Here is a 16,524-nt window from a genome sequence, read left to right on the forward strand (position 1 = left end):
GCATTCACAGCCGCTCGACATCTCCGGCCGGGCCCACGGTCGCCGCGAACCTCTGCGCACGGTTCGCGGCGACGAATCGGGCATTCCCGCGCCGAATCCGGCCCGCATCCGGAAAAGTCAGTGAGAGAAGGAATTTCATGAAACGTCTCGAAGGCAAGGTCGCTTTCATCACCGGTGTGGCGCGTGGGCAGGGCCGGTCCCACGCCGTGCGGCTCGCCGAAGAGGGCGCGGCGATCGTCGGCATGGACATCTGCGCGCAGATCCCGTCGGTGTTCTATCCGATGGCCACCGAGGAGGACCTCGCCGAGACCACCCGCCTGGTCGAGAAGGCCGGCGGGCAGATCGTCACCACCATCGGTGACGTGCGCGACCGAGCGGATGTGCAGCGGGCCTACGACGCGGGCGTGCAGCAGTTCGGATTCGTCGACATCATCGTCGCGAACGCGGGCATCATGCCGGTGATCGATCAGGGCAGCCAACCGCAGGCCTGGCACGACGCGGTCGACACCATGCTCACCGGCGTGTGGCACACCCTCGAGGTGGCCGTCCCGCCGATGGTCGAGCGCGGCAACGGCGGCTCGATCACCATCACCAGCTCGGCCGCCGGACTGACCAGCATGGGCCTGAACACCTTTCCCGGGCAGGCGGGCTACTCTGCGGCCAAGCACGGCGTCGTCGGGTTGATGCGGCTGTACTCCAAGCAGCTCGCGAAGCATTCCATCCGGGTCAACACGATCCATCCGACCGGCGTGAACACCCCGATGGTCGCCAACGCCGAATACGGCGCCTTCGTCAACTCGCATCCCGAGGTGGCCAACGACGAGGCGTACAAGAACCCGATGCCGGTCGAGCTGATCGAAGCGATCGACGTCAGCAACGCACTGGCCTTCCTGGCCTCCGACGAGGCCCGATACATCACCGGCGTCACGCTGCCCGTCGACGCCGGCTACAACAACCGCTGAGAAAGGGCCATCGCGATGACCACCACCGACACCGCCGTCACCACACCGTCCGTCGCCGACCGGGAACAGATCTTCATCGGCGGCCACTGGGTCGACTCGACCGGCGAGGAATGGATCGACCTGATCGACCCGTGGACCGAACAGCGCGCCGCCCGGATCCGCAGTGCCACAACCGATGACGTCGCCCGCGCGGTCGAGGCCGCGCGGCGCAGCTTCGACTCCGGGGTCTGGTCGGGCAAGACCATGACCGAACGGGCCCAGGTGATCGACGAGATCGGCGCCCGCCTCGAACAGCGCATCGAGGAGCTCACCACCATCGGCGTACTCGAGGTCGGTGTGCCGGTCACCGTCAGCGGTATGACCCAGCAGATGAGCGCGGGACTGTTCCATGCGGTGGCCGCCGAGGCCCGGAACTTCGAACAGCGCGAGGACCGTGTGCGCGCGGACGGCGGAGTCTCCCGGATCCTGCGCGAGCCCACCGGCGTTGTCGCCGCGATCATTCCGTGGAACGGCCCGATCGGCACCATCGCCTTCAAGGTTGCCCCGGCGTTGGCCGCGGGATGTTCGGTGATCTTGAAGGGCGCCCCGGACGCGCCATTGTCACCGGCGGTATTCGCCGACGTGATCGCCGAACTCGTCGCGGAGGGGCTGGTGCCCGAGGGCGTGGTAAGCGTGCTCATCGCCGACCGCGAGGTTTCCGAAACCCTGGTCACCGACCCGCGGGTGGACCACATCACCTTCACCGGATCCACGGCGGCGGGACGGCGCATCGCGGCCCTGGCCGGTGACCGAATCGCCCGTGTCTCACTGGAATTGGGCGGGAAGTCCGCCGCGATCGTCCTGGACGACGCCGACCTGAACCATGTGCTGCAATCGCTGCCCATGGGCGGCTGTATGCAGTCCGGTCAAGCCTGTATCGCGCTGACCAGGGTGCTGGTTTCGCGGCAGCGGCACGACGAGGTCGTCGCGGCGCTGGCCGCGGCCTACGGGGCGCTGCCGATGGGCAACCCGTGGGAGCCGCAGAACTTCCTCGGTCCGCTGGCCGGTGCGCGCCACCGTGATCGGGTCCGGGGCTACATCGATTCGGCGGTCCAGGAGGGCGCTCGCGTCGTGGTCGGGGGAGCAGCGCCCGAGGGCCTGGCGCACGGCTACTTCGTCGCGCCGACCCTGCTCGACGATGTGCGCAACGATATGCGCATCGCCCAGGAGGAGGTGTTCGGCCCGGTCATCTCGGTGATCACCTACGAGGATGAGGACGAGGCCGTCGCGATCGCCAACGATTCGGTCTACGGTCTGTCCGGCGCGGTCTACACCGAGGATCTGGACCGGGGTTACGCTCTGGCACAACGGATTCGCACCGGAACGGTCAGCGTGAACGGTTCGGTCATCGACTTCACGCTGCCCTTCGGCGGTTACAAGCAGTCCGGCATGGGGCGCGAGGGCGGCGTCGAAGGGCTCGAGGAGTTCTTCGAAACCAAGACGGTGCATATGCCCGCCCCGGCGCAGTAGCCGGGCGGCGGATTCCGCAACGTTGAGACGCCGGTGCCCGGTCGGAACCTTCCGACCGGGCACCGATGTCATGCTCGTGGGACGTCTAGACCGAGGCTGGCGCGGGTTCGGATTCCTCTGTGGTCCGGGCGTTCTCGTTGCGCATCACGCCGTAGAGGAAGCTGCGGACCATCTCCTCGTACAACCCCTTGGAAGTCAGCGTGTTCTCCGACAGCGCGCGAGCCAGGATCGGCTGTGAGTCGGGATCGACATTCGGGAAGATCGTGGTGCGCGTGCTCGGACCGCGCACCGCGTCGGTCAGCGCGGTGCCCAGGCTCAGCCGCTCCATCCCGTCCAGGATCTGTACGTGCAGATGCGTCGGCACGCCCGAGGCTTCCAGGAAGCGGGCGGTCTCCTCGTAGGTGCCGATGAGCAGATCACGCGGCAGGTACTGCAGCAGGATCGGGGCGGCGTTGGGATGCCGCAGAATCGACCGGCGGAAGTTCAGCGCCAGCTGCACGAAGAACTCCGGCCAGTCGGGGCCGGGCCTGCGGCGCGGGATCGATCCCGCGCCGGCGATATGGCGCGCCACCGCGGACAGAATCGCCGACCGGTCGGCGAAATGGTGGTACAGCGAGGGCGCGCTCACGCCGATGTACTTGGCGAGTTTGGGCAGACTGAACGCTTCGAGGCCCTCCGAGTCGATGATCTCGATGGACGCCTCGATCACCGCGGAGCGGCTGATCAGAGGTTGTGAAGGTCGTGGCATCTGCTGCTTTCCACTCGGCTCGCACCAGGCCGGTTACCTAGCGCCTTTAAGATTGATGGTAGCGGGTGGCGGTCAGTGCCCGGATGTTCCGCCGTCCACGGCGAGCGTCGAACCGGTCACGTATCCGGAAGCGGGTGCGGCCAGGAATATCAGCGCGGCGTCGATCTCCCGCTGGGTGGCGGTCCGGCCCAGCGAGCAGTCCCGGAGGAATTCGGCCAGGGTGTCCCCGGACATCTCGCCGATCATGTCGGTGTCCACGAATCCGGGCGCGATCGCGTTGACGCGGATACCTTTTCGTCCCGACCACTGGTGCGACAGATCGCGGGTCAGCCCGATCAGCCCGGCCTTGCTCGAGGCGTAAGCGGCCTGCGGCAGAACGGATTTGACCAGCCCGAGCATGCTCGCCACATTCACGATGCTCGATCCGGGTTGCATGACCCGAGCGCACGCCTGCGCCGCCCAGTACGCGCCGAACAGGTTGACCTCCACGACGTTCCGGTAATCCTGCGGGTCCTCGTGGGTCGCGGGCGCGACATGGCTGACCCCGGCATTGTTGACCAGGATGTCCAGACGGCCGAACTCGTCGACGGCCGCTCGCGCGAGTGCGTCGCACTGCGCGGGATCGGTGACATCGGTCGGCACGACCAGGCACCTACGTCCCACGGCTGCAACGGTGTTGGCGACCTGTTCGAGTTTGTCGCGGCGGCGGGCCGCGACCACGACATCCGCGCCGGCCTCGGCCAGCGCGCGCGCGAAACCGGCCCCGAGCCCGGTACCGGCGCCGGTGACGACGGCCACGCGTCCGGTGAGTCGGAACAGGTCCAGCACCGATCCGGCGGTGTGGTCCGTGGTCTTCATATGGCAACTCCTGTCGCGCCCTCAGATGGCTAACACCTATAGGTTTATACAGGTTATATGCGGCTTGCAAGAGGCTTCTAGCTGGGTGTTGCGTTGTGTAAATCTAATGGCTTAAGATTTAGTGACGGTTTGTTTCGGAGAGTGGGCAGGGTTGATGAGCGAAAGTCGGACGCACCAACGGATGCGGGTGATCGGCAAGGAGTCCGTGGCCGCCGGTGTCGTCGCGGTGACGCTCGCCGACCCGGACGGCGGCGAGGTGCCCGAGTGGGAGCCCGGCGCTCACATCGACCTCGTACTCGGCGACATCACCCGGCAGTACTCGCTGTGCGGCGATCCGGCCGATCGGCGGACGTTGACCGTGGCGGTCCTGCACGACCCGAACGGGCGCGGCGGTTCGGCCTACATCCACGACAAGCTCGAAGTCGGCGACCTGATCCCGATCGGCGGCCCGCGCAACGCGTTTCGGCTGTCGCGGGCCGAATCCTATCTGTTCATCGCCGGAGGAATCGGCATCACCCCGCTGATGCCGATGCTGCGCGAGGTCCAGGGGCGTGCACGTCCGTGGCGACTGCTGTACGGGGGACGGATGCGAACGAGTATGGCCTTCGCCGAGGAGCTGTCCGCGGCCCATCCGAACCGAGTCGAGGTGCGCCCGCAGGACGAATACGGACTGCTGGAGCTCGGTGCGGCCCTGGACGCGCTCGAACCAGGTGCGGCGGTCTACTGCTGTGGCCCCGAGCCGTTGCTGCAGGCGATCGAAACCGCCTGCCGCGCACGCGATCACCTCACCCTGCACATCGAGCGGTTCACGCCGAAAGCGATCGATCCGGCCGCACCGGCGAACTCGTTCGAGGTGGAGTTGGCTCGCAGTGGCGAAGTGGTCGAGGTGAAGGAGTCCGAGTCCGTCCTGGACGCACTCGAGCGTCGTGGTGTGCACCTCGAGTTTTCTTGCCGGGAAGGAACTTGCGGGACCTGCGAGGTGGCCGTCCTGGCCGGGCGGCCCGATCACCGCGACTCCGTGCTCACCGAGGACGAGCAGTCCGCGAACGACGCGATGATGATCTGCGTTTCCCGCAGTCACACCCCTCGGCTCGTCCTGGACCTCTGACCACACCAGCCCGCACGTCAGGAGATACTGTGCCCCAACCCGAACCCGCCGCCCGCTACGAGGTGAGCGACCACGTCGCCGTGGTCACCCTCAATCGCCCCGACGCCCTCAATGCCGTCGACGCGGCCCTGTCCGCGGCCGCCGGAGCCGCGCTCGAACGCGCGGCACAGGATCCGCAGGTGCGCGTCGTCATCGTCACCGGTGCGGGCCGGGCGTTCTGTGCGGGTGCGGATCTGAAAGAGATCGCGGCCGGACGCAATATCTACGACCCGGACCACCGGGAGTGGGATTTCGCGGGCATCGTGCGCCACTGGATACCCAAGCCGGTGATCGCGGCGGTGAACGGCTTCGCGCTCGGCGGCGGAACCGAGATCGTGCTGTCGGCGGACCTGGCCGTCATCGACGAGCGGGCATCGCTGGGTCTGCCCGAAGTCCGCCGCGGATTGATCGCTGCCGCGGGTGGTGTGCTGCGGATCCACCGGCAGGTGCCGCCGAAGGTTGCCGCCGAGATCGCGCTGACCGGACGACCGATCTCGGCAGCGCGGGCCTACGAACTCGGTCTGGTCAACGCGGTAGCTCCCGCCGGGGGAGCCCTGGCCGCGGCGCACGACCTGGCTGCGGTGATCGCGGCGAATGCGCCGTTGTCCGTGCAGCAGAGCAAGCGGGTGATGCACGAGAGTGCGGCGGCGCATGCCGGATGGGGAGAGGAGGACTGGCGGCTCGGTCGTGACGCCGCCCGGATCGTCATGAGCAGCGAGGATGCGAAGGAAGGTCCGCGCGCGTTCGCCGCCAAGCGCCAACCGCAGTGGCAGGGGCGATGACGGACGTGGCCCGCTCATGCAACATGATACAAATATTGATTGACGTAATATGTAATCCTATGTAGTGTGGGTCACACTCATCGGGCAGGCCGCGATCGCGAAACCACTTCGCCGACTTTCCAGCGCCGGAACCCGGTGTCCACACATTCGAATCATCCAGAATCCCGACGCCGGATCGCCGGCCGTCCCGGCTGGTGGCACAGCGAGCTCATCCTCGAAACCCACCACGCCCGAGGCCATTTCACTACGAGAAGGACAACAATGGCTGCGACAATCGCTTCGGCTCTGTACTGGTGGGCCGATACCGAACCGAGCCGATCCGCGCTGATCGTCGACGACGAGACGCTCAGCTACCGGGAGCTCCAGGACTGGACGAGCCGAGTGGCCCGACGCATCGCCGAGTCCGGAATCGCGCCGGGGGAGCGGATCGGTGTGCTCGGGCCGAACTCGATCACCTGGCCGGTGATCGCCCTGGGTGTGCTGAAGGCCGGTGCGGTCGTGGTCCCGCTGAATCCGCGTCTCACCCCGGCCGAACTGCGCAAGGTGCTCGACGACTCCGGCGCCGTGCTCACGATCGCGCCCTCGGAGTTCGCCGAGCGGATCGAGCAGACTCGGCAGTTGGGTACGGATTTCCGGTCGCTGTCCTTCGACGACTTCACCGACCTGCGGTCCGGCGGGCGGGACGATTTCCGCATCGACGTCACACCGGACGAACCCGTCGCACTGCTGTTCACCAGCGGATCGACCGGACTGTCCAAGGGCGTCATCTGCACCAACCGAACCTTGCTGAGCATCGTGTTCGAGGCGACCCTCACCGAGGAGGGGTTCCGGCCCGGGTGCACCTCATTGTTGTTGCTGCCCTTGGTGTTCACCCCGGGACTGGTCTGGGGCGTGCTGATGAGCGTCGTGCTCGGGAACACGCTGATCGTCGAGAAGGAATTCCGGCCCGGTCGCGCGGCCGGATTGATCGGCCGGTATCAGGTCAACGCGATGTTCGGGGTTCCGCTGATGTGGGAATCGATCGCCAGGAGCGAGGAATTCGCGGACGCCGAGATGTCGTCGCTGCGCACCGCGATCGTCGGCGGGGCCGCGGTTTCGCCCGCGCTGCTGAAGGCGTGGGCGGACAAAGGTGTGGCGTTGCGCCAGATCTACGGCATGACCGAGGCGGGCGGCGTGGCGACCGCGACCACCCGGGCCGAGGCCCTCACCCATCCCGACAGTTGCGGGGCGGGTTCGATATTCACCGAGCTGAAGGTCGTGCGGTCCGATGGCACCGAGGCCGGGCCGGGGGAGGAAGGCGAGATCGTCGTGCGTGGGCCGGGCGTCACACCCGGCTACTGGAACGATCCGGCCACCACGGCACAGGCGTTGCGCGAGGGCTGGCTGCACAGCGGGGATCTGGGCAGGCGGGACGAGCAGGGCCGGATCACCTTCGTCGATCGGATGAAGGATCTGATCATCACCGGCGGAATCAACATCTCCCCGGTCGAGATCGAGCGGGTCATCGCCGATCTGGACGGCGTCGAGGAGGTGGCGGTGATCGCCGCGACCGATGAGCGGTTCGGTGAGACCCCCGCCGCGATCGTCACTGTCACCGGAGATGTGGACGTCGCCGCGATCGTCGCGCACTGCAACGAGGTCATCGCCGACTACAAGGTGCCTCGCTACGTGGTCATCCGCGACGAACCGCTGCCTCGGCTGCCCAGCGGCAAGCTGGCCAAGACCGCGATCCGCGCCGAATACCGTGATGTGGCAGACCGATTCGAGAAGGTGCGATGAGCCCCGACACCGAAATGACCACCAGCCCAGTACTTCTCGAACGGGACGGCGAGATCGCGATCGTGCGGCTGCATCGTCCCGACCGGCTCAACGCCTTCACCAACGAGATGTGCGAACGCCTCATCGCGGCATTCGACGAGACCGATGCGGACGATTCGGTGCGTGCGGTGGTCCTCACCGGCACCGGCCGCGCCTTCTGTGCCGGAGCCGATCTCGCCGCGGGTGGTGAGACCTTCGTGCTGGCGGACGATCCGGACACCGGTGGCGCACCCGCGGACCAGGGCGGTCGGGCGTCTCTGCGAATCCATCGATCGGACAAGCCGGTGATCGCCGCGATCAACGGTCCCGCCGCCGGCGTCGGCGTGACGATGACCCTGCCCGCCGACATCAGAATCGCCTCGGACACAGCGAAATTCGGCTTCGTCTTCACCCGCCGCGGCCTGGTTCCCGAAGCCTGCTCGACCTGGTTCCTGCCGCGCGTGGTGGGCATGTCCACCGCATTGGAATGGACCCTCGGCGGCCGCATGGTGCCCGCGGCGGAGGCGCTCGAACGCGGCCTGGTCCGCGAACTGGCCCCCGCCGATCGAGTCCTGGACCGTGCCGTCGAACTGGCAAGGGAACTGATCACCGGCACCGCACCGGTCTCGGTCGCACTGACCCGCCGGATGATGTGGCGCATGGCCGCCGCCGAGAGCCCGGAAATCGCACACCGCGCCGAATCCCTCGCCATCTACCTGCGCGGCGTCTCGGACGACGTGCGCGAGGGCGTGGAATCGTTTCTCGCCAAACGTGTTCCGCAGTTCCCCGACCGCATCTCGGGCGGCCTACCCGACCTGTTCGAGACCTAGGTCGTCGTTCCCGAGCGTGGCAGGCTTGCTCGCCGCGGGCTTCACTCGAAGACGATGACCTGCCGTCCGACGACGTCACCGCGGCCGAGGGCTTCGAGGTTCTCGTTGATGTCTTCGAGCTGGACTTCGGTGACGTTGTGTTCGACGAGGCCGGCTTCGGCAAGGGACAGCACCTCGACGAGGTCCAGGTGGTTGCCCCAGAAGGAACCCAGGTAGGACAGCTCCGTGCCGACGAACGGGAACTGGCGGTGCTCGACGCGGTCGCTCATCAGGCCGACAGCCGCCAGTGCTCCTTCGGGACCCAGCAGGTCGAACCCCATCGAGATGGATGCCTGGCTGCCGACACAGTCCAGGATCGCGTCGATCGTTCGGCGCCCGGTCAGCCTCTCCAGTTCGTCCTGGATCACCTCGGTGGACTTGTCCTTCACGTTGACGCCGTGGTCCGCACCGTTGTCCTTGGCCACGTCCAGTTTGCTGTCGGTGCGCGCGAGCGCCACCACGGTCGCGCCGCCACCGAGCAGCTTCGCGTATTGGACCGCGTAGCTTCCCAGTCCCCCGATGCCCGTCACCGCGACGGTGCGAGCAGGGCCGAGTTTTCCCGCATCCCGGAGCTTGCGCATCCCTCGGTACGGGGTCATTCCCGCGTCGGTCATGGGCGCGAGCAACTCGGGTGCCTTCGCAGCATCGGCTGAGACCCGGATTGCGTGCCGATACTCCACGGCCATGTACTCGGCGAAGCCTCCCGGAGGGCCGAAGCCCACCCACCGGCCGTTGCCGCTGCAGAGCTGTTCGTTGCCTTCGCGACACTGCCGGCAGGTGCCGTCTCCCCAGCTGGGATTCACCACAACCATGTCGCCCTCCGCGTAGGTCACCGTCGCGGGGACGGCGCTGCCGAGCCCCGCCACACGACCCGCGATCTCATGGCCGGGCATGTATGGAAACTCCACCGGGAACGGGCCCTTGAAGTAACCGTCGAGGAGCTGGTAATCGCTGCGGCACATACCCGCCGCGGCGACCTTCAGCAGAATCTCGTCCGGTCCCGGCTCGGGCACGGGAACCTCTTCGATCCGAAGCGGCTCTCGGTAACCGTGCATCCGGGCTGCTCGCATCTTCATCACCTGCGCCTCCCTATTCGCAATAGGCGTAAAAAGCGGCATGGATTCGATTCCGGTTTCGACGTCGACGATCTCCGCCGCGTCCGGCGCCACGAGGTCCCTACGTTCTGCCCGCGCCGCGCATCCCGTGCTGCGCTGTGCGATCGCCGGCGGGCGTATCCGTGTAGCAGGTAGTCGGCAACTCTACGCGCTGGCAGGTAGCTGGAGTGCGTCGCCGATGGTTTCCGGTGGTAGACATTGGAAGTACCGATGATGGCGATATCTGGTGAGACTCTGCGCGACACCGCCCGGCCATAGGGCCGACGGTACGAAAATCTATCGAAGAGGTGAACTATGCCTGAGAATCTTCCCCGCAAGGCACTGATTGCCATCAGTAGCTACCACGGGGTGATCTATCCGGACGGCACGAAAACCGGTCTCTTCTTCACCGAGGCCCTGCATCCGTTCGAAGTGTTCACGCAGGCCGGTTTCGACGTCGACCTTGCTACAGAGACAGGCACATTCGGGCTGGACGATCTCTCCCTCACCGATCAGTTTCTGGCCGGTGATGACAAGGCGGTCTTCGACAACCCGGAGCATCCGTTCAATGTGAAGTTGAATTCGGAGCTGAGGAAAGCATCCGACTTGCAGAAGGAGGAGTACGGGTTGTTCTTCGGTTCCGCGGGGCATGCGGCGCTCTATGACTATCCCACCGCCGAAGGGCTTCAGGCTGTCGGTGAAGACGTCTGGACTCGGGGAGGTATCGTCGCCGCTGTATGCCACGGACCGGTGATCCTGCCCAAGATGATCGACTCCAAGACCGGAAAATCGATTATCGCCGGTAAGACTGTGACCGGATTTACCGTCGAAGGCGAGGTCGTCCTGAACGTCCTCGAGAAACTCCGGTCCGACAAAGCAATCCCGGTCGTCGAGGCAGTGAGTGACGTGGACGCAGACTACAGCTCTCCCATGCACCCGTTCGACGACTACTCGATAACCGCCGGCCGGGTGGTCACCGGAGCCAATCCGGCAAGTGCGCGAAGCGCTGCCGAAAGGGCCGCGAAGGCATTCGACAGCCTTCAGCCGGCGTAATGCGGTGATGCCCGGATATTCGAGGGTGCGGAATGGAGTGAGACTGTAACCGCGGGAGTGGCGGTTTCCGGTCGCAGTCCGGTCGTCCTTTTTCTTCGCTGCAGCCGTGACACCAGGTGAAGACGGCGCTGGCCCAGGCCGGGATGAACAGGCCGCTGACGAGGTAGCCGACGATGCCGAGATCGAGTCCGGCGATCCGGTCGAAGGTGGGCCGGACATGGGCTGAAACTGCGTTCGCTGCGATTGTGCGTCAACTGCGGGCATGCAGGCGATATACGGAAATCTCGTGATGTCGGCACGCTTCGACATCGGTCCCAATTCATCCCAGCCGGGTGAGTCGGGCTCGTGACCGGCGGTACAGACTTGTGCTTCGAAGATCGTCCGTCAGCGGTCATCGAGATCGGTCGGCACGTCTGGAGATTCCGATGAGCGAGCAACTGCATCGTGACAGGTGGGGGCCGAGCGGGACTGTTGTGCGGGGCAACGGAATTCGAGTGGACCGCCGGAGGACGAGATGACTCGAACGCATCCGATCGCGCCGAACCCGCCTGGGCGGTCCCTCGTCTCCTGTGAGAGGGTCCAGTTACGGGCCGTCATCGATGACGTCACACGCTGGCACTCCCGAGTCGAACGGGTACTCGCCTGCGGTCGGCGGCGCTGGCTCGGCCGCACCGAACTGGATGCCTGCCCGGCGCTGCGGCGATGGAACCGGATCACGCCACCGCACTGGCCGACCGGACATCCGACGCTGCGCAATGCTGTGGCCGCCGCAGCGGCCGGGGCCCGAACCCCCGGGACCGGCCTGACCGATTTCGCCACCGCGATCATGCTGTTGTCGGGATGCCCGGCACTGGTCACCGGCTCGCTGCGCACCAGGGTCGCCGATCGGCCGCCGATGCTGGCGATCTCCCTGTTCGCCCTTCCCGCCGACGATCTCGTGCTCGCACAGGACCTCGTCGGGGTGACCATCGACACCGCGGGGGTTGTCACCTATCGGTCCACGACCATCCTTGCCCTGCCTCGATCCGCGCCCACCGACCGACCGCGTCGGGACGCCGGAGAAATCCCACTCGTGCGGGAGCCGGAGGTGCTCGAACCGCTGTGGGTGCCCGCGAGTCTGGACGGCGTCGGCCAGTGAACCCCGATCCGCCGTCGCGGGCCCGGCTCAGATGGCGCCCAGGGTGCGGGCGCGGGTGATCGCATCGGCGCGGGTCCGAACACCGAGTTTGTGGTAGATCCCGCGCAGGTGGGTTTTGACGGTGTTGATCGAGACTCCCATGTCGGTGGCGATGTCGTGTGTGGTCATCCCCGAGGGAAGCTGGCGCAGGACCGCGATCTCGGTGCCGGTCAGGTGCGGGCTGTGCGAGGTGACATCGGCTCGTCTGTGGCGCCGGATCGTGTCGACGAACTCGTCGAGGTAGCCGAATCGGCCCGTGTACTGGTCGAGCAACTCGATGGTGCCGGGCACGTCCAGGAAGGGCCGGATCAGCTTTTCGGTGTAGGCGAGGCTCGTGGCGCGGTGGAGTGCCTCGTGAACCGCGACGGGCCGGTCGAGCCGGTGGCAGGCCGAGGCGTACAACAGCCATGCCTGGATCGCCGGCACCGGGTGCAGTCGATCGTCCCGCTCGAGCAGCGGCGCGACCAATTCGACGGTGAGCGCCGAGCAGTGGCGGGTTTCGGTGAGCGCGGCCTCGGCGAGAATCGTCTCGGGCACGCGGCCCAGCGCGGCGACTGCTCGGTCCACGAGTCGCTGCGCGGTATCGGCCCACCGGACCCGCAGCAGCGCCCAGGTGACCTGGATGAGCAGCCCACCGGTGGTGGCGACGAGCGGAGCCTCCTCGAGCAGGGTGTGCATGTCGCTGCGCAGTGTGTCGATGCGGGCGTGCCGATCGGCGGCGGAATCCGAGCTGAACAGCAGCGCCAGAATCTCGGCGTGCCGACCCGGGGTCGGTGCGATGGAGCCGTCCACTCGCCGGGTGAGCGGGGCGATCTCCTCGATGGGCAGGTGCTGTTCGTCAGCCTGCAGATAGGCGATGAGCGCGAGCATGGTCCGGGCGTGTGCCAGCGCCGTGGTGTCCTCGAGATGGTGGCTCTCGGCGAAGTCGACCGCCTGCAGGGACCGTTCGCGCATCAGAGTGAGTGATCCGCTCAGTCCGGCCGCGACGGCCAGCAGGGTCAGGGTCTGTATCGCCAGCCGGTCGAGTCCGGCGTTCTGGGCGAGCGCGAGCACATGTCGCAGCTCCGGCTCGCCCCTGTCGCGCGAGTGTGGACCGAACAGGTGCGTGCTGGCGGCCTGCAGAGCGATATAGCAGTCGAGTTCCGGATGTCCCGTCGGTGCGGGCAGGCCCCGGGGCGTGGTCCCGGTGACTCGGCCGGCCGTGATCTCGACGTCGGTTCCGATCGCCTCGGCCAGTAGCCGGAGCAGTTCGGGTGTCGCGAACGAGGATTCCAGCAGCGGGCGCTGGCGCACGAGATCGTCCAGCGCCGCGGCATGGACGATGTCGCCTCGTTCGATCGCCTCGGCGGTCCGCAGTAATACGACGAAGGTGTCGACCGCCATGCCGAGGCGGTCGAGTTGGCGGAACAGCGTCGCGCCGTTGCCCTCGAACACCATGCGCGGCCCGTGATCGCGGACGAACTCGGTCAGCGCGGAACTGCTCGGCGCGGTCAGGACATGATGCAGTGCCTCGGGCAGCATTCCGGCGGCGATGAACCACCGTGCACAGGCATCGTGCAGTACGGGGGCACGGTCCGGTGTGGTCCGTGTGAGCTCCGCCAGGAGATAGGTGCGCAGCATCGGGTGGTAGGTGTACCAGAGGCCGCCGTGCCGGGCGGCGGCCTCGAGCGGAAAGTTGCTGCGCAACAAGGATTCCAGCGTTCGGGGCGCGGTCCGCCCCACCAGCGTTTCGGCGAGATCCATCGAGAAGGAGTCCGGTACCGCGGTGGCGAGCAGAAAATCCAGCATCTCGGGCGCCAGTGCCGACAGCAACTCACCGACCAGGAAGTCGGCAACCGCGTGAGAACCGTGCTGCAGGGAGGTCAGGGCGGTGGTGCGATCGCGGGTGTGTGCGGCCAGATGGATCGCGCCGATCCGGACCAGTCCCGCCCAGCCGCGGGTGAGCTCGTGGAAGGCGGCCAACTCGGATTCGGTGAGTCGGCAGTCGTGCTGGGCCAGCAGCGCCGCGGTGTGCTCGAGGCCGAAGTCGAGGTCGCGGGCCCCGATCCGGGTCAGCCGACCGGCCATCTGCAGGGCGTGCCAACGCACCGGAGGGTCGTAGCGGCCGATGACGACGGTGGTCAGCGTGGGTGGCGCGTGCTCGAGGAAGTATTCCAGGCCCGACAGTGTCAGCGGATCGGTGATCAGGTGAGCGTCGTCCAGAACCAGGACGGTGCCGGTCGATGCGTCACCAATCGCGGACAGGACTGCCGCGGCCTCCTCGAACGGCGTGTCCGGAACCGATCCGGTCCGGGTGCTCGACCCCTGGCCCAGGGCCGTGGCGACGGCGGGCCACAGCTGGGTGTCGCCGAGATCCGCGAGACCGACCCACAGGACCCTGGCCGGGGGGAGCAGTCGCCGGATCCAGTCGGCCGCCAGGACGGTTTTGCCGGTTCCCGCCGGTGCACACACCAGAATCGCGTGGCCGTTCGCCGATCGTGTGGCCTGTTCCATCCGAACCTGTGCCGCGATCATCGGCAGCGGAGTGAACGAGAGAATGGGCGGCGTGTGCGCCGAGGCCGCCGCAGCGGTTGAGCTGTGCCGGTTTTCGCTGGTGCCCAGTGTGGGTTGTTCGGGTGCGACCACAACGCCTCCGTGAGCTTGTCCGTCCGGCCGAGCCGCTGTCGAGGGGTCTGATCTGTCTGAATTCGAACGTATACCAGCTATTTGCTGTGGGCGAGGTGGTGAGCTATCTCTTGACCGGATCGAATTCATCTCGCAAGGGGGAGGCCAACTCTGCAACGTCCGGAATACGTTTGCTGACGGCCTGCTCAATCGGCCCGGGACCCTACAGCGAGGAGTATCCGGTGCGTATGCGGCGGACGGGAGCGCTTCCGGTGCGGGTGACGCCGCCACCTGTGACCGCGGGTGCGTGGGCCATCCCGCGCGGGCTGATCGTGTTGCTGGCCATCGCCGCGGCGGTCGTGGCCATCGCCGGGATCAAGGCGTTCGCCGGAGTGCTGGGCCCGGCCTTTCTGGCTCTGATGCTGACCGTGGCTGTGCATCCGTTGCAGCGCTGGGCGCGAGCGCGTGGTCTGCGCCCGTGGATCGGGATGACGATCGCGCTGGTTGCGGTCTGGCTGATCCTGATCGTGTTGCTCGGTGCCCTGGTGCTGTCGGCGGCCCGGCTCGCGACCGAACTGCCGGACTACACCGATCGGGTGAACGAATTGCTGGCCGGGCTGCGCTCGCGACTTGCCGACAGGGGAGTGGATTCCTCGCAGATCCGCAACCTGCTCAGCGGCCTGGACGTGGACAAGGTCGTGAGCGTGCTGGGGGCCGCGCTGCGGGGTCTGGTGGGGGTGCTGTCGAATCTGATCTTCGTGCTCGTGTTGTTGATGTTCATGGCGTTCGATGCGATGGGGATCGGCCGGAAACTCGCGGTCGTGTCGGCGATGCGCCCCGAAATCGCTTACGCCCTGGAGGTTTTCGCGGTTGGCACGCGCAAGTATCTGATCGTGTCGACGGTATTCGGTGCGATCGTCGCCGTCCTGGACGGGATCGCCTTGTGGCTCATGGGCGTCCCGTTGCCGATCCTGTGGGCGGTGCTGTCGTTCATCACCAATTACATTCCGAATATCGGCTTCGTGATCGGCCTCGTCCCGCCGGCGCTGCTGGCCCTGCTGAACAGCGGCCCGACGCTGATGATCTGGGTCATCGTGGTCTACTGCGTGATCAATTTCGTGATCCAGTCGATCATCCAGCCGAAATACGTCGGCGACTCGGTAGGACTGAGCGTGACGGTGACGTTCCTGTCGCTGGTGTTCTGGTCCTGGGTGCTGGGCGCACTGGGAGCTCTGCTCGCCGTCCCGCTGACATTGCTGGTCAAGGCCCTGCTGCTCGATATCGATCCCACGACGCGCTGGGTGAGCGCACTGATCGCCGACACCGCGCCCGCTGCGCTGGACGACGACGTCGGTCCGGCATCGCCGGGGTGATCGGGTCGGGGGTGTCAGTCCGGGAGGCGGGACATCTCGAGCAGAGTGAGGCCGAGCGTGTCGATGCGGGCCAGCACGCCGCGCAACGCCGTGCTGTCCGGCACGGTCCCGAACAGGGTGGTGGTACCGGGGGTGGAATGGTCGCTGCGGGACAGTTCGGGGAAGGCGGCTTGCGCGCGTTCGGACAGGTCGCCTTCGATGACGAACCGGTAGCGAACGGCAGTTGCCATATACACACTCACCTCCCGTGGGCGGATGCGGGCCGATCAGCGCCGGAAGCGCCGGAACAATATTCCGGCCAGCCATCCGACGACGAACATCACCAGCAGGACCAGCCACATCGGGGAACGAATCGTGACCGCGAGCAACTCGATCTCGACTCGATGGCGGTTCTCGATGATGAACACCACCGCCAGCACGGTCAGCACGATCGCCACCCACTGGGTCACCGATATCCGCGACAGCATGGACGGCTTGGCAGTGTTGTCCATCGTTGTCCTCCGGAGAATAGGGGACGTTCCCAGGCTCGAAGTATCCACCGGGCCCGACGT

Annotated in this window: 16 protein-coding genes; 9 read left to right on the forward strand and 7 right to left on the reverse strand. The window is 66.7% G+C overall.

All coding sequences use genetic code 11. The annotated features are described in order from the left end of the window. Positions 1-4: 4 nt before the first annotated feature. The gene (locus tag ON40_RS55410) at positions 5-139 is read right to left on the reverse strand and encodes a hypothetical protein (protein WP_281033006.1); all 135 of its coding nucleotides are present in this window, start codon (positions 137-139) and stop codon (positions 5-7) included. Here ON40_RS55410 and ON40_RS07110 point away from each other — a divergent pair. Further along, a complete protein-coding gene (locus ON40_RS07110; protein ID WP_040819816.1) occupies positions 138-962 on the forward strand; it encodes a mycofactocin-coupled SDR family oxidoreductase in 825 nt (274 codons plus the stop codon). The genes ON40_RS55410 and ON40_RS07110 overlap by 2 nt on opposite strands. 15 nt (positions 963-977) lie before the next feature. Continuing rightward, the gene (locus tag ON40_RS07115) at positions 978-2,471 is read left to right on the forward strand and encodes an aldehyde dehydrogenase (protein WP_040819817.1); all 1,494 of its coding nucleotides are present in this window, start codon (positions 978-980) and stop codon (positions 2,469-2,471) included. Between the two features lie 85 nt (positions 2,472-2,556). On the opposite strand, the gene ON40_RS07120 is transcribed toward ON40_RS07115, so the two are convergent. Further along, a complete protein-coding gene (locus ON40_RS07120) occupies positions 2,557-3,219 on the reverse strand; it encodes a TetR family transcriptional regulator (RefSeq protein WP_040819819.1) in 663 nt (220 codons plus the stop codon). A 72-nt stretch (positions 3,220-3,291) separates the two neighbouring features. Continuing rightward, on the reverse strand, positions 3,292-4,077 hold the full coding sequence (locus tag ON40_RS07125; RefSeq protein WP_040819820.1) for an SDR family NAD(P)-dependent oxidoreductase: 786 nt from the start codon (positions 4,075-4,077) through the stop codon (positions 3,292-3,294). 154 nt (positions 4,078-4,231) lie between these two features. Between ON40_RS07125 and ON40_RS07130 the strand changes: the two genes are divergently transcribed. From ON40_RS07130 to ON40_RS07145, 4 genes are all read left to right on the forward strand, one after another. Continuing rightward, the gene (locus ON40_RS07130) at positions 4,232-5,185 is read left to right on the forward strand and encodes a PDR/VanB family oxidoreductase (protein ID WP_040819822.1); all 954 of its coding nucleotides are present in this window, start codon (positions 4,232-4,234) and stop codon (positions 5,183-5,185) included. Positions 5,186-5,214: 29 nt separating this feature from the next. Then, positions 5,215-6,006, forward strand: a complete 792-nt coding sequence (locus ON40_RS07135; RefSeq protein WP_040819824.1) for an enoyl-CoA hydratase-related protein — start codon at positions 5,215-5,217, stop codon at positions 6,004-6,006. Between the two features lie 261 nt (positions 6,007-6,267). After that, entirely contained in the window at positions 6,268-7,785 is a 1,518-nt protein-coding gene (locus ON40_RS07140; protein WP_040819826.1) for a class I adenylate-forming enzyme family protein, read from the forward strand. Next, positions 7,782-8,633 (forward strand): enoyl-CoA hydratase-related protein, encoded by an 852-nt coding sequence (locus tag ON40_RS07145; RefSeq protein ID WP_040819828.1) that lies wholly within the window; start codon positions 7,782-7,784, stop codon positions 8,631-8,633. The genes ON40_RS07140 and ON40_RS07145 overlap by 4 nt, the downstream gene beginning before the upstream one ends. Positions 8,634-8,674: 41 nt before the next feature. Here ON40_RS07145 and ON40_RS07150 read toward each other — a convergent pair whose 3' ends face one another. After that, complete coding sequence (locus tag ON40_RS07150) at positions 8,675-9,841, reverse strand: NAD(P)-dependent alcohol dehydrogenase (protein WP_245567700.1); 1,167 nt, start codon at positions 9,839-9,841, stop codon at positions 8,675-8,677. A 240-nt stretch (positions 9,842-10,081) separates the two neighbouring features. On the opposite strand from ON40_RS07150, the gene ON40_RS07155 reads away from it, so the two are divergent. Then, positions 10,082-10,819, forward strand: coding sequence for a type 1 glutamine amidotransferase family protein (locus ON40_RS07155; protein ID WP_040819830.1), 738 nt, complete (start codon positions 10,082-10,084; stop codon positions 10,817-10,819). 514 nt (positions 10,820-11,333) lie between these two features. Then, positions 11,334-11,957, forward strand: coding sequence for a hypothetical protein (locus tag ON40_RS07160; RefSeq protein ID WP_040819833.1), 624 nt, complete (start codon positions 11,334-11,336; stop codon positions 11,955-11,957). Between the two features lie 27 nt (positions 11,958-11,984). Here ON40_RS07160 and ON40_RS07165 read toward each other — a convergent pair whose 3' ends face one another. Further along, positions 11,985-14,621 (reverse strand): winged helix-turn-helix domain-containing protein, encoded by a 2,637-nt coding sequence (locus ON40_RS07165; protein WP_040819834.1) that lies wholly within the window; start codon positions 14,619-14,621, stop codon positions 11,985-11,987. Between the two features lie 227 nt (positions 14,622-14,848). Between ON40_RS07165 and ON40_RS07170 the strand changes: the two genes are divergently transcribed. Next, positions 14,849-15,973, forward strand: a complete 1,125-nt coding sequence (locus ON40_RS07170) for an AI-2E family transporter (RefSeq protein WP_051192790.1) — start codon at positions 14,849-14,851, stop codon at positions 15,971-15,973. Positions 15,974-15,987: 14 nt separating this feature from the next. Here the strand turns inward: ON40_RS07170 and ON40_RS07175 are convergent, their stop codons facing one another. Further along, complete coding sequence (locus ON40_RS07175; protein WP_040819835.1) at positions 15,988-16,203, reverse strand: DUF8691 family protein; 216 nt, start codon at positions 16,201-16,203, stop codon at positions 15,988-15,990. 36 nt (positions 16,204-16,239) lie between these two features. After that, positions 16,240-16,464 carry a LapA family protein gene (locus tag ON40_RS07180; RefSeq protein ID WP_040819836.1) on the reverse strand — a complete coding sequence of 75 codons (225 nt, stop codon included), beginning with the start codon at positions 16,462-16,464 and terminating at the stop codon, positions 16,240-16,242. Positions 16,465-16,524 lie beyond the last annotated feature (60 nt).

The organism is Nocardia jiangxiensis NBRC 101359, from assembly GCF_000308615.1.
GTDB lineage: Bacteria > Actinomycetota > Actinomycetes > Mycobacteriales > Mycobacteriaceae > Nocardia > Nocardia jiangxiensis.

What these genes read in the sequence shown, in the direction of transcription:
- ON40_RS07125 (WP_040819820.1), bottom strand. Translation starts at nt 4,077, where the DNA reads ATGAAGACCACGGACCACACCGCCGGATCGGTGCTGGACCTGTTCCGA.
- ON40_RS07130 (WP_040819822.1), top strand. Translation starts at nt 4,232, where the DNA reads ATGAGCGAAAGTCGGACGCACCAACGGATGCGGGTGATCGGCAAGGAG.
- ON40_RS07115 (WP_040819817.1), top strand. Translation starts at nt 978, where the DNA reads ATGACCACCACCGACACCGCCGTCACCACACCGTCCGTCGCCGACCGG.
- ON40_RS07170 (WP_051192790.1), top strand. Translation starts at nt 14,849, where the DNA reads ATGCGGCGGACGGGAGCGCTTCCGGTGCGGGTGACGCCGCCACCTGTG.
- ON40_RS55410 (WP_281033006.1), bottom strand. Translation starts at nt 139, where the DNA reads ATGAAATTCCTTCTCTCACTGACTTTTCCGGATGCGGGCCGGATTCGG.
- ON40_RS07180 (WP_040819836.1), bottom strand. Translation starts at nt 16,464, where the DNA reads ATGGACAACACTGCCAAGCCGTCCATGCTGTCGCGGATATCGGTGACC.
- ON40_RS07120 (WP_040819819.1), bottom strand. Translation starts at nt 3,219, where the DNA reads ATGCCACGACCTTCACAACCTCTGATCAGCCGCTCCGCGGTGATCGAG.
- ON40_RS07145 (WP_040819828.1), top strand. Translation starts at nt 7,782, where the DNA reads ATGAGCCCCGACACCGAAATGACCACCAGCCCAGTACTTCTCGAACGG.
- ON40_RS07175 (WP_040819835.1), bottom strand. Translation starts at nt 16,203, where the DNA reads ATGGCAACTGCCGTTCGCTACCGGTTCGTCATCGAAGGCGACCTGTCC.
- ON40_RS07155 (WP_040819830.1), top strand. Translation starts at nt 10,082, where the DNA reads ATGCCTGAGAATCTTCCCCGCAAGGCACTGATTGCCATCAGTAGCTAC.
- ON40_RS07140 (WP_040819826.1), top strand. Translation starts at nt 6,268, where the DNA reads ATGGCTGCGACAATCGCTTCGGCTCTGTACTGGTGGGCCGATACCGAA.
- ON40_RS07160 (WP_040819833.1), top strand. Translation starts at nt 11,334, where the DNA reads ATGACTCGAACGCATCCGATCGCGCCGAACCCGCCTGGGCGGTCCCTC.
- ON40_RS07110 (WP_040819816.1), top strand. Translation starts at nt 138, where the DNA reads ATGAAACGTCTCGAAGGCAAGGTCGCTTTCATCACCGGTGTGGCGCGT.